This is a genomic window from Cobetia sp. 5-11-6-3, assembly GCF_013374055.1.
Classification (GTDB): domain Bacteria; phylum Pseudomonadota; class Gammaproteobacteria; order Pseudomonadales; family Halomonadaceae; genus Cobetia; species Cobetia marina.
Genome location: NZ_BLWJ01000002.1, coordinates 397,243 through 409,058, shown reverse-complemented (window position 1 = coordinate 409,058; position 11,816 = coordinate 397,243). Strand labels below are relative to the sequence as shown.

At 62.0% G+C, this 11,816-nt stretch carries 10 protein-coding genes; 7 read left to right on the top strand and 3 right to left on the bottom strand.

Annotated features, from left to right (window positions below):
• Positions 1-323 precede the first annotated feature (323 nt).
• From HXS66_RS05620 to glpQ, 7 genes are all read left to right on the top strand, one after another.
• Positions 324-989: an NAD(P)H-binding protein gene (locus tag HXS66_RS05620; protein ID WP_077379241.1), complete on the top strand. Its 666-nt coding sequence runs from the start codon at positions 324-326 to the stop codon at positions 987-989.
• A 172-nt stretch (positions 990-1,161) separates the two neighbouring features.
• Positions 1,162-3,108, top strand: a complete 1,947-nt coding sequence (locus HXS66_RS05615; RefSeq protein ID WP_136939002.1) for an exoribonuclease II — start codon at positions 1,162-1,164, stop codon at positions 3,106-3,108.
• A gap of 272 nt (positions 3,109-3,380) precedes the next feature.
• On the top strand, positions 3,381-3,734 hold the full coding sequence (locus HXS66_RS05610; RefSeq protein ID WP_077379237.1) for a hypothetical protein: 354 nt from the start codon (positions 3,381-3,383) through the stop codon (positions 3,732-3,734).
• A 645-nt stretch (positions 3,735-4,379) separates the two neighbouring features.
• Positions 4,380-5,489 (top strand): glycosyltransferase family 1 protein, encoded by a 1,110-nt coding sequence (locus HXS66_RS05605; RefSeq protein ID WP_077379411.1) that lies wholly within the window; start codon positions 4,380-4,382, stop codon positions 5,487-5,489.
• On the top strand, positions 5,482-6,297 hold the full coding sequence (locus tag HXS66_RS05600) for a DUF2334 domain-containing protein (RefSeq protein WP_176503038.1): 816 nt from the start codon (positions 5,482-5,484) through the stop codon (positions 6,295-6,297). Before HXS66_RS05605 ends, HXS66_RS05600 begins: the two co-directional genes overlap by 8 nt.
• Positions 6,298-6,360: 63 nt before the next feature.
• Positions 6,361-7,365, top strand: coding sequence for a lysylphosphatidylglycerol synthase transmembrane domain-containing protein (locus HXS66_RS05595; RefSeq protein WP_176503037.1), 1,005 nt, complete (start codon positions 6,361-6,363; stop codon positions 7,363-7,365).
• A 143-nt stretch (positions 7,366-7,508) separates the two neighbouring features.
• A complete protein-coding gene (glpQ, locus tag HXS66_RS05590) occupies positions 7,509-8,654 on the top strand; it encodes a glycerophosphodiester phosphodiesterase (RefSeq protein ID WP_205632712.1) in 1,146 nt (381 codons plus the stop codon).
• Positions 8,655-8,852: 198 nt separating this feature from the next.
• Here the strand turns inward: glpQ and HXS66_RS05585 are convergent, their stop codons facing one another.
• From HXS66_RS05585 to sucC, 3 genes are all read right to left on the bottom strand, one after another.
• Complete coding sequence (locus HXS66_RS05585) at positions 8,853-9,395, bottom strand: DUF302 domain-containing protein (RefSeq protein ID WP_136939005.1); 543 nt, start codon at positions 9,393-9,395, stop codon at positions 8,853-8,855.
• A 281-nt stretch (positions 9,396-9,676) separates the two neighbouring features.
• Complete coding sequence (gene sucD, locus HXS66_RS05580; RefSeq protein ID WP_065392579.1) at positions 9,677-10,549, bottom strand: succinate--CoA ligase subunit alpha; 873 nt, start codon at positions 10,547-10,549, stop codon at positions 9,677-9,679.
• Positions 10,549-11,715 carry an ADP-forming succinate--CoA ligase subunit beta gene (gene sucC / locus HXS66_RS05575; RefSeq protein WP_077379231.1) on the bottom strand — a complete coding sequence of 389 codons (1,167 nt, stop codon included), beginning with the start codon at positions 11,713-11,715 and terminating at the stop codon, positions 10,549-10,551. Before sucC ends, sucD begins: the two co-directional genes overlap by 1 nt.
• Positions 11,716-11,816 lie beyond the last annotated feature (101 nt).

Genomic DNA, 11,816 nt, shown 5'->3' with positions numbered 1-11,816 from the left:
CGTCACGGCATAGCCCCGGCATGCGCCTTTAATACCGCAGTATTTATAAGCTAAGACTCATGTAGGTGTGTCGGCGCTCACATCAGTCATGCGCGGCTTGCGAGTGCCGGCCTCGCGTGCGTGTGATCGGCTCTGTCCACTCCCCCCATCACATCTCTCATGGCCTGACCTCCTGTCAGGCTCCCGACGGCAGGACCACTTGAAGTTCACTCCGGCCGACCGCAGGAAAGACGGTATCCCGCCGAGTCATCGCTTGAGGATCGCTCTCTCGAGATGATGGCTCGGCCTGCTGCATTCGTTCCCCCGAACAAGGAGTCGCCAACATGCGCAAGACGCTCATCATCGGTGCCAATGGCAAGATCGGTCGTCAACTCTGCGAGAAGGCCCAGGCCGCCGGCGAACCCATCGTCGCCATGATCCGCTCGACGGACCAGCAGGGCTGGTTCCATGAACGCGGCATTCCGACCGTCATGGGAGACCTGGAAGGCGAGATGCGCCAGGCGTTCTATGGCTGTGACCAGGCAGTGTTCGTCGCGGGGTCCGGCCCGCATACCGGCCCTGACAAGACATTGACCATCGACCTGCACGGTGCCATGCGCACTGCGGAACTGGCCGCGGAATTCGGCCTCTCGCGGGTGATCCAGGTCAGCTCGATCCGCTCCGAGACCCCGCTGGCAGGCCCGGCGGCCATGCGCCCCTACTTCGCGGCCAAGAAGGCGGCGGATCTCTGCCTGGCCGAGAGCGGACTGCGCCACGTCATCGTCAAACCGGGCCGCCTCACCGAGGAAGCCGGCAACGGCAAGCTGACCCAGGACGCGGAGAAGTCCGACGAGATGCAGGTCTCACGCGCCAACGTGGCGGAATTCCTGCTGGGCGTGATGCAGGCGCGCGAGATCGGAGGTCGCCATCGCAAGGCACCGGTCTTCACGCTGTTCGATGGTGATCAATCGGTCTCCAGCCTGCTGCAGGACGCTGCTGCCACGGTCTGAAGCCGCATCTGGCGCAAGCGACGCACCGCCACCGGCGGCGTCATCGCCACTCGTTCGGCCAGCTGCCGACGCCCGCACGTAGCCCGTGCGGGCGTCGGAGTCTCTGGCCGCTTTCCCCCCATGCGTCATGTCCGTATAGTGAGCCACTGACCCCGCCAACAGAACTTCCGAAATGCTGCAGAACAATTCGCTGCTGGCGCAGCTGAAAGATCAAATCCGCCAGGAAATTCCCCGTGTCACGGGGGTGATCAAAGGCACCGACAAGGGCTTCGGCTTCCTCGAGTGCGAGGATGGCGAGTCGTATTTCGTGCCGCCGCCCGCCATGAAGCAGGTGCTGCACGGTGATACCGTCGAAGCGACCGTCAAGGTCGAAGGCGAGAAGAAATCCGTACAGCCGGAAGTGCTGATCGAGACGGGTGTCGACCGCTTCGTCGCTCGTGTCGGCAAGCGTGACGGTCGCCTCAACGTGATGCCGGATCACCCGTCCATCAACACGCGCATGAAAGCGCGCGTGAAGCGCGGCATCAATGAGGAAAGCCTCAATGATGGCGACTGGGTCGTGGCTCGTCTGCTGCGTCACCCGATGCGCAAGGATGACCGCAGCTTCTTCGCCCAGATCGAGGAAGTCATCGCCGAGGTGGACAACCCGCGCGTGCCGTGGCGTGTCACCCTGGCGCGTCACGCGCTGGAACAGGCCTCTCCGGAGGGCGGCAACGACTGGCCGCTGCTGGAGGAAGGTCTGACCCGCGAAGACATGACTCACGTACCCTTCTTCACCATCGATGGTGAGAAGACCCGTGACATGGATGACGCCCTGCACATCGTCGAGCGCCCGGAAGGCGGCTGGACCCTGAGCATCGCCATCGCTGACCCGACCGCCTATGTGCCGGAAGGCAGCCGCGTGGACGAAGAGGCGCGCACGCGCTCCTTCACCGTCTACCTGCCGAGCCAGAACGTCACCATGCTGCCGGAAATCCTGGCCGATGACCTGTGCTCGCTGAAGGAAGGTGAAGACCGTCCGACGCTGATGTGCATCGTCGACATCGACACCGACGGCGTGATCGGTGAGCCGAAGTTCTTCGCGGCCACCATGCGCTCGCATCACCGCCTGACCTACGACAACGTCTCTGACTGGATCGAAGGCCAGGAAGGCAGCTGGAAGCCGGAAACCGAGGAACTGGCCGAAGGCCTGCGTCAGCTGGAAGCCTTCACTCAGGCGCGTATCGCCTGGCGTGCACGCAACTCCCAGATCTTCCGCGAGCGTCCGGACTTCGAATTCGAGCTGGATGAGGAAGGCAACGTGCTCAACGTGCGTGCCGACCATCGCCGCATCAGCAATCGCATGATCGAAGAATCCATGATCACCGCGAACCTGAGCTGCGCACGTCTGCTCTCCAAGCACATCGGTCACGGCATCTTCAACGTGCACCAGGGCTTTGCACCGGAGAAGTACGACGACACCATCGAATTCCTGGCCACCCAGGAGATCACCGCGACGCCGGAACAGCTGGGCAGCCTGGAAGGCTATCGCCTGCTGCGCCAGGAGCTGGACAGCCGCGAGGATACCTGGCTGGACGTGCGCATGCGTCGCTTCCAGGGCTACACCGTGATGTCTGCCCAGCCGGGCCCGCATTTCGGTCTGGGTCTCGAGGCCTATGCCACCTGGACTTCCCCGATCCGCAAGTACGGCGACATGGTCAACCATCGCCTGATCAAGCGCGTGATTCTGGGTCAGGATGCTCCGGCCGAAGCCACCGAGCAGCTGACCGAACACCTCAGTGAACGTCGTCGTCTCAACCGCATGGCTGAGCGCGACGTCAAGGACTGGCTCTACGTGCGTTACCTGACCAAGGCCGCCGAAGAGCAGCAGGTCTTCACTGGCGAGATCATCGACATCCGCCGCGGTGGCATGCGTGTGCGCCTGGAAGAGAATGGCGCCAGCGTCTTCATTCCGGCACCGCTGATCCACACTGATCGCAAGAAGGTCGCGATCGATGACAAGGAAGGCCGTGTGCGCATCGAAGACGAGCTGCGTTACTCACTGGGCGACATCATCAAGGTCTCCTTGACCGAAGCCCGTGAAGAACGTCGTTCACTGGTGGGTCGTCCGGCCGAATAAGCCGCGACCTGCTCACCGCCGTCTGACAGGATGGCGGTACCCCACGCCCCGGAGCGCTCTGCGCCCGGGGCGTTTTCGTTGCTGCAACGTAACGTATTCATAGCGTGATCGTATCGTGATAAATTGTAATTTTATGAAACAGAAAATCACGTTACACTCATTTCATCGAGACACGAGGCATCCACACTCCTCGCGCCAACGTTGATTGAGTCAAGTACCGAGTCAGTCATTGCCATCTGTCCATGCTGCCACTTTCCGTGAGAGGACCTCCCATGAAATTCCATCGCTCGCCTGCTGCCTCACAGCGTCATGCTGCAGAACACGCCGCCATCGTGCGCCAGCCGGCCATGGTCCTGGCACGTGTTACCGATCAGCCGTCAGATGGCCACTCGCGTGACGCGGTCACGCCACAGCGACAGCGTGAGATCCAGCAGGAGGCGATGGAGCATGTGGCCATGCTGCTGGAGCGGGACCGCCGCCGGACACGCAATCGCCTGCTGCTCGCAGCCGGCATGCTGCTGAGCCTCGTGTTGCTCGCCAGTCAACGTCCCGCCGAGCCCGAAGCCGCCTTCTCCCAAGAGCTGGGCCAGACGATGTCCTTCCTGTCCGCTCAATCGTTCTCATGAGTCCTGAGGCATTCCCAGGCGTAGTCCGCGTCTGAGAAGGCCTCGGGAATCCATCCGCGTATCCCCCTGAATTCCTGTAGTGCACGCAACTTTCCCATCCGGCTGCCCGGGTGGGATTTTTTTTGCCATGGCATGGCCAGGTGTCCCGTCGCTTCTCCCTTTTCACTCTCTCCCTTTTTCACTCTCTCCCTTGATCACTTTCTTCCAGTATCACATCCTTCCCGCATCAGTCCCCTGAGTCCCCTACCCGCATCACTCCCCTGAATCACTCCCCCCGCATCACGTTCTGTCTGCACCGCGGCTCACCAACGCCGCAACCATGTTGTGCCCGCGAGCGCATTCGCTGCTGGGCCAGCATGACGCCTCCTCGGCTGGCATCGCACAAAATCCTCCGGCCGCTGTCACATGGGTCACGCCATCCGTGGCGTAGGGTTGGCGTGTCACTCTTGAGTGCAGGGGGTAGCCAGCGACCGGAAAGCAGAGCCAGTTGCGCAACATGACTTCCGCGTTCCCAAAAGCCTACTTGAAGCCCACCCCTCTCCCCCCCAGATCAATAGCAGACTCAGACTGGGCACAAGAATTGACCTTTCGGCGCTGTCTGCCAGAAAACACAACGGAATCAAATAGATGCTCCACGTTGCAGACATGACGATGTTTCATGCGCCGTCCAGCGGCGGCGTGAGAACCTATCTGGAAGCCAAGCGACGACGCCTACGAAGCCGACCAGGCATTCGTCACAGCCTGCTGGTTCCCGGAGAGTCCTCCAGTGTCAGCGATGACCTCTATCACGTCCCGGCACCCCCGATACCCTTCGGCAATGGCTACCGCTTCCCGCTGAGGCGTGGAGGCTGGGTCAGCACCCTGCTGGCACTGCAGCCGGACGTGATCGAGGCGGGTGACCCCTACGTCACCGCCTGGGCGGCATTGGATGCAGGCCGCAAGCTGGATGTCCCGGTGATCGGCTTCTATCACTCGGATCTGCCACGTCTGATCACCAACCGTCTCGGCGAGTGGTCGGGGGCCAATGTCGATCGCTATGTGCAGCGCCTCTATCGCCATTTCGATCGCGTGCTGGCACCCAGTGACGTGATGGCGAGGCGACTGGATCGACTCGGGGTACGCAATGTCCACATCCAGCCACTGGGCGTCGATCTGAACACCTTCCACCCCGATTGCCGGGATCAGGACCTGCGACGTGAACTTGGCCTGGCGGATCACGTGCGACTGCTGGCCTTCGCCGGCCGCGGTTCACGCGAGAAGAATCTTGACGAGCTGCTGGAAGTCGCCCGTCTGCTTGGCCCGAATTACCATCTGCTGTTGATCGGCTCCGGGATGCCTCGCCACCTGCCGGACAATGTCAGTGTCACCGGCCATTTCTGCAGCAGCGCGGAGGTGGCAAGACTGGTCGCCTCCGTCGATGTGCTGTTGCATGCCGGCACACAGGAGACCTTCGGTCTGGTCGTGCTGGAAGCCATGGCCTGCGGCACGCCAGTGGTGGCCGCTCGCGCCGGTGCGCTGGCGGAAAATGTTCCGCTGGGCTGTGGCCAGCTGTGTGATCCCCATGCACCGCATGCCATGGCGCGTGCCGTCCAGGACATCTTCGCCAATGACCCGGCGGCCCTGGGGCGCCAGGCGCGTCGTCATGTGGAGAAGCACCATGACTGGGACCGCGTGGTGGATGGACTGCTCGATCACTATCGCGCCGTCACCGGCACTCAGCTGCAACCGATACTGGAAGAGGTGACACATGGGTGAGTCTCCAGCCGCCAGAAAGCATTTTCTGCTGGTCCTCCATGACATCGCTCCCGAGACCTGGCAGGACTATCGCGACTTCGTCAATCAGATGGATGAGCTGTGTCAGGAGCGACTTGGCCATCCCTGCCCGATCACCTGGCTGGTGGTGCCGGACTTCCACCATCGCAACCCTCTCGAGAGTGCTCCCGAGTTCATTGCCCTGCTGGAGGCCCGCAGACAGCAGGGCGATGAGCTGGCGCTGCATGGTTTTCATCATTGCGATGATGCGCCGCCGCCCCGCACGCCACGTGATTACGTGATGCGCCGCGTACTGACCTGGGAAGGCGAGTTCTACCCCCTCGATGAGAGCGAAGCCAGACGGCGTCTTCAGGAAGGCGCTGCCCTGTTCAAGCGGCTCGGCTGGCCGCTGTCGGGCTTCGTGGCACCGGCCTGGTTGATGAGTGACGGCACACGGCGCGCCCTGCAGGCATTGGACTTCCAATACACCAGCGACCCTCAGCACCTCTATCGCCTGCCGGACTTCACCCCCATCGATGCTCCGGGACTGGTGTGGAGCGCGCGCTCCGCGCCGCGGCGCGCCATGTCCCGCTGGGTCACGGAACGCAAGATGGCGCGTGAGCGTGACGCCGATGTCCTGCGCCTCGGACTGCATCCGGTCGACATGCGCCACACGGGCTCGCGAGACTACTGGGCACGACTTGTCACACGGTTGCTGGATGATGGCTACCTGCCGATGACCAAGATCGATTGGCTGACACACAAGGGGCTGCTCACCGCCGATCGACGGAATGCCGACAGTGCTGCCTGAGTTCCCGCAGCATGCCCTGGGCACCATGCCCTTCCACCCATCGCCTGAACACGAGAATCCACCATGAATCGCGCCCTGTGGATGCTGGGAGCCGGCCTGGTGCTGGTCATCGCCGTGCCGCTGGTGCTGGGCGGCAGTGGGCTGGGGAGCCAGCTGCGCCAGTTCCCCCTCGAGACCTTCGCGCTGATGCTGGGCATGATCGTGATGTGCTGGAACCTGAATGCTGGACGCCTGCGCCTGCTGCTGGCCGGGCGTGGCGGCCACCTCGGACAGCGGCGTGCACTGGGCATGGTGATGGCCACCGAGTTCGCCATCAGCGCCACGCCGGGTGGCAGTGGCGGCCCGCTCACCCTGATGGGGCTGCTGGCACGTCAGGGGGTACGCCCGGCACACGCCTCGGCGGTGTTTGCCGTCGACCAGATGACCGACATGCTGTTCTTTCTCTCGGCGCTCGTCAGCATCGGGCTCTACGCACTGTCGCATACCATCGATCTACGCCTGGGCTGGATGCTGGCCGTGCCGGCGCTGCTGCTGATCATCGGCTTCGGCCTGCTGGCGGCGCTCGGCAAGCATCATCGACGATTGATCAAGGCCAGTGGCCGCCTGCTGCGCTGGCTCAAGGTACGTCATCGTTCGCGCCTCAGACTGGCGCGTGCCTTGATCCATTTCCGCCATGCACTGATCGAGACGCTCGCCCTGCCTCGCCTGACGTTGAGCCTGATCTTTCTGCTGTGCTGCGCCCATTGGCTCTTGCGCTATTCCATCCTCTATCTGGCCGTCGCGGGACTTGGGCGCGACATCGACTGGAGCTGGACCTTCATCGTGCAGATGCTCTCGCTCGCCGCCGGGCAACTGACGCTGCTGCCCGGTGGTGCAGGCGGTGCCGAACTCTCGTCCACGGCACTGCTGGGGCCTGTCATCGGCGCTTCCACCGCCGCTGCCGCCGTCGTCATCTGGCGCGCCGTCACCTTCTATTTCTACCTGATCGCCGGTGCCCCGGTGTTCTTCGTGATGGCGGGACGCGGCATGCTGGCCCGCCTGCTCAATCGTCGCTCGCCCTCGGCCTGACCCCCCAGCGACCCGCCCCTGCCGGACAGCTCCTGCGCATCATCATTCATTTCCATTGCTCATCGCCATTTGGATAAGTGTTTGTTATGGTAATGATTCGATGTTGAACGTCCATACAATAACCACATCCAAGGTGATCCCACATGTCCGGCTCCCCTCATTTCCTGACTCACCGCTCACTCACGCGTCTTGGCGTGATGGGCGCATTGCTTGTGACCACGGCCTCCACTGCCCTCGCCGATGACGCGACGCTGCGCAGCATCGACCCCGGCCATGGCACCGACAAGGTCGTCGTGGCTCACCGTGGTGCCTCGGGCTACCTGCCCGAGCACACGCTGGCCGCCAAGTCGATGGCCTATGCCCAGGGTGCCGACTTCCTTGAGCAGGACGTGGTGATGAGCAAGGATGATCAGCTGGTGGTGCTGCATGATCGCTTTCTGGATCGCGTGACCAATGTCGCCGATGTCTTCCCGGACCGCGCTCGTGAGGATGGCCGCTACTATGCCATCGACTTCACCCTGGATGAGCTGCGCAAGCTGGCCTTCAGCGAGGGCTTCACCGTCAAGGATGGCGAGCGTGTCACGGATTACCCCGAGCGCTTCCCGCTGGGCAAGTCACACTTCGGTCTGCATACGCTGAGCGAGGAGATCGAGATGATTCAGGGCCTGAATCACTCCACGGGCCGTGATGTCGGCCTGTATGTCGAGATCAAGGCCCCCTGGTTCCATCAGTCCGAGGGCAAGGAAATCTCCAGAGCCGTCCTCGAGACGCTCAAGCAGTACGGCTATGTGGACCATGACGACAATGCCATCGTGCAGGTCTTTGATCCCAATGGACTCGAACGCATCCACGACACGCTGCAGCCCGAGCTGGGCATGGACCTGCGACTGGTGCAGCTGATGGGCGAGACCAGCTGGGACATGACCTTCCAGCCGGGCTCGGATGGCAAGCTCGAGCCCTACAGCTATGACTGGATGTACCAGGATGGGGCCATGCAGCGGATTGCCGGCTATGCCGATGGCATCGGCCCGTGGAAGCCGATGGTGATCGAGGACAGCTCGACCCGGGACGACATCAAGGTCACGCCGCTGGTCAAGGAAGCGCATGCGGCAGGCCTGATCGTGATGCCCTATACCTTCCGGCTTGATGAGGGTCGCATCCCTGACTGGGCCAGCGATTATGATGACATGCTGCGCGTGTTCTTCGTCGACGCCGATGTCGATGGCGTCTTCACGGACTACCCGGACCGCGCGGTACAGTGGCTCAAGCACAACGGCGAAGCCCTGTAGAACTCACGGCAGGACGGCTTGCAGAAAAGCGAGCGGTGACACATGAAAAAGCCGGACTCCTCAGGGAGTCCGGCTTTTTTCGTCCTGCGCAATGTCAGAAACGGATGTCAGTGTCTGATGTCAGTGTCTGATGTCAGTGCTCGTGTCAGTGTCGTCCAGACTGGGAGGATCAGCGCTGAAACATGGCGTCTTCACGTCTCATTGCCCCGCTGCCTCGGCCGCCAGGCCCTTGAGCAGCCCACCGATCTTGTCCAGCGGCAGCTTGCAGTCATCCAGATCATGACGATTGGCCAGATACTGCGGATCATTCCACTCGATCACGCTGCCCCCTTCCACGGCACGGATCAGCATCTTCTGCGGGAGATCCAGCGCAGCCGAACCATTGCACTGCATCAACAGGGTACCGACCTTGGGGTTGCCGAAGATGACGGTATGCGTGGCAGGAAGCTCCATCCCCACCTTCTCGGCACCCGCCTCATGCTCGATGACGCTGAACAGCGTCAGCCCCTTGGCCTCGAGCGCCTTCTCCAGACGCGCCTGGACGGTGGCGACATCCTCACGACTGGTCACGGACTCGATGCCCTTGGCAGGCACCTGCATGCTCGCCGAGGCTTCAGGAGCGGACGCTGCCGCGGCGCCGGAATCTGCACTGGCCATCAGCGGAATGCCGGTAACCAACGGCAGAGACAGCAGCGCCAGCAGGCGGGCGGAACGCGTGACAGCGGGGAAGGTCTTGAGCATGGAACATCCTCATCAGTGAGTCGTGTTTCGCCGTGGGGCATCTGCACGTGTCGCTTGGTCAGGTGCCAATGAACCTCATCAGATTAGCAATTGCTTGATCCAAACGCACCTGCCGTCTGGGGTGGCGAAGGCGATGTGATGCGCATTTGCATGAGCTATCGCTCCCGACAATGACTCCCTCACCGAGTGACAGACATGAAAAAAGGGCAGACCCGGTGGGTCTGCCCTTTCGGTGACATGCAATCAGCGTTGCCGCCGAGCGCTGTCAGGAGATCACAGGCTTACCAGCCAGTGACTTCCTTGATGGCATCGCCGATCTCTGCGAGTGAACGCACAGTCTTGACGCCAGCTTCTTCCAGAGCCGCGAACTTCTCGTCGGCAGTACCCTTGCCGCCGGAGATGATGGCGCCTGCATGGCCCATGCGCTTGCCCGGAGGCGCAGTCACACCAGCGATGTAGGAGACGACCGGCTTGGTGACGTTCGCCTTGATGTAGGCAGCCGCTTCTTCTTCAGCGGAACCGCCGATCTCGCCGATCATGACGATGGCTTCGGTCTTCGGGTCCTTCTCGAACAGCTCGAGGATGTCGATGAAGTTGGAACCCGGGATCGGGTCGCCACCGATACCGACACAGCTGGACTGACCGAAACCGTGGTCAGTGGTCTGCTTGACGGCTTCATAGGTCAGGGTGCCTGAACGAGACACGATACCAACCTTGCCCGGCTGGTGGATGTGACCCGGCATGATGCCGATCTTGCACTCACCCGGAGTGATGACACCCGGGCAGTTCGGACCGATCAGACGCGCGCCCAGCTCGTCGCACTTGACCTTGACTTCCAGCATGTCGAGAGTCGGCACGCCTTCGGTGATGCAGACGATCAGCTTGATGCCTGCATTGGCCGCTTCAAGGATGGAATCCTTGCAGAACGGTGCCGGCACGTAGATGACGGACGCTTCAGCGCCAGTCTCGGCAACAGCTTCCGCGACGGTGTTGAACACCGGCAGGCCCAGGTGAGTCTGACCACCCTTGCCCGGCGTCACGCCACCGACCATCTTGGTGCCGTAGGCGATGGCTTGTTCAGAGTGGAAGGTACCCTGGCCGCCAGTGAAGCCCTGGCAGATCACCTTGGTGTTCTTGTCGATCAAAATGCTCATTACTTGCCCTCCGCAGCTTTGACAACCTGCTGCGCCGCGTCAGTCAGGCTGGTAGCAGCGATGATGTTCAGACCGCTTTCGGCCAGCTTCTTGGCGCCGAGTTCAGCGTTGTTGCCTTCCAGACGCACCACGACCGGCACGTTGACACCGACCTGCTCGACGGCACCGATGATGCCTTCGGCGATCATGTCACAACGCACGATGCCGCCGAAGATGTTCACCAGAACAGCCTTGACGTTGTCGTCGGACAGGATGATCTTGAACGCTTCTGCAACGCGTTCCTTGGTAGCACCGCCACCCACGTCGAGGAAGTTGGCCGGCTTGCCGCCAGACAGGTTGACGATGTCCATGGTGCCCATCGCCAGGCCTGCGCCGTTGACCATGCAGCCGATGTTGCCGTCGAGGGCAACGTAGTTCAGTTCGAACTTGGCAGCATGCGCTTCACGCTCGTCTTCCTGAGACGGATCGTGCATCGCCTGCAGGTCCGGGTGACGGTAGACGGCGTTGGCATCGATGTTGATCTTGCCGTCGAGGCAGTGGAGGTTGCCTTCGTCGGTGATGACCAGCGGGTTGATTTCCAGCAGCGCGAAATCCTTGTCGGCGAACATCTTCGCCAGACCCAGGAAGATCTTGGTGAACTGCTTGATCTGGGTCGGGTTCAGACCCAGCTTGAAGGCCAGTTCACGCGCCTGGTACGGCTGAGCGCCGACCAGCGGATCGATCTCGGCTTTCAGGATCTTTTCCGGTGTCTCTTCGGCAACCTTCTCGATTTCCACGCCGCCTTCGGTGGAAGCCATGAAGACGATGCGACGAGTGGTACGGTCGACGACGGCACCCAGGTACAGTTCTTCGGCGATGTCGGTGCAGTTCTCGACGAGAATCTTGGTGACCGGCTGACCATTCGCGTCAGTCTGGTAGGTCACCAGGTTCTTGCCCAGCCACTGGGAAGCGAAGTCGGAAGCGGCTTGTGCGCTCTCGACCAGCTTGACGCCGCCGGCCTTGCCGCGGCCACCTGCGTGGACCTGTGCCTTGACGACCCACTTGTCGCCGCCAATCTTCTTGCACGCTTCAGCAGCGTCTTCCGGGGTGTCAACGGCGAAGCCCTTGGACACCGGCAGGCCATAGTCGGCAAACAGTTGTTTTGCCTGATACTCGTGAAGGTTCATCGTGTCATGCCATTGGTTGCATTAGACTCGAACGGCAGTCGCGAGATGCGGCTGCCACCGTTCGCCCCGGCCTGGCCGGGGCGACGCGCCTCTTGTTCGGA

Coding starts and splice junctions, on each gene's coding strand:
- HXS66_RS05595 (WP_176503037.1), top strand. CDS start 6,361: ATGAATCGCGCCCTGTGGATGCTGGGAGCCGGCCTGGTGCTGGTCATC.
- HXS66_RS05620 (WP_077379241.1), top strand. CDS start 324: ATGCGCAAGACGCTCATCATCGGTGCCAATGGCAAGATCGGTCGTCAA.
- HXS66_RS05600 (WP_176503038.1), top strand. CDS start 5,482: ATGGGTGAGTCTCCAGCCGCCAGAAAGCATTTTCTGCTGGTCCTCCAT.
- HXS66_RS05610 (WP_077379237.1), top strand. CDS start 3,381: ATGAAATTCCATCGCTCGCCTGCTGCCTCACAGCGTCATGCTGCAGAA.
- HXS66_RS05585 (WP_136939005.1), bottom strand. CDS start 9,395: ATGCTCAAGACCTTCCCCGCTGTCACGCGTTCCGCCCGCCTGCTGGCG.
- HXS66_RS05615 (WP_136939002.1), top strand. CDS start 1,162: ATGCTGCAGAACAATTCGCTGCTGGCGCAGCTGAAAGATCAAATCCGC.
- sucD (WP_065392579.1), bottom strand. CDS start 10,549: ATGAGCATTTTGATCGACAAGAACACCAAGGTGATCTGCCAGGGCTTC.
- HXS66_RS05605 (WP_077379411.1), top strand. CDS start 4,380: ATGACGATGTTTCATGCGCCGTCCAGCGGCGGCGTGAGAACCTATCTG.
- glpQ (WP_205632712.1), top strand. CDS start 7,509: ATGTCCGGCTCCCCTCATTTCCTGACTCACCGCTCACTCACGCGTCTT.
- sucC (WP_077379231.1), bottom strand. CDS start 11,715: ATGAACCTTCACGAGTATCAGGCAAAACAACTGTTTGCCGACTATGGC.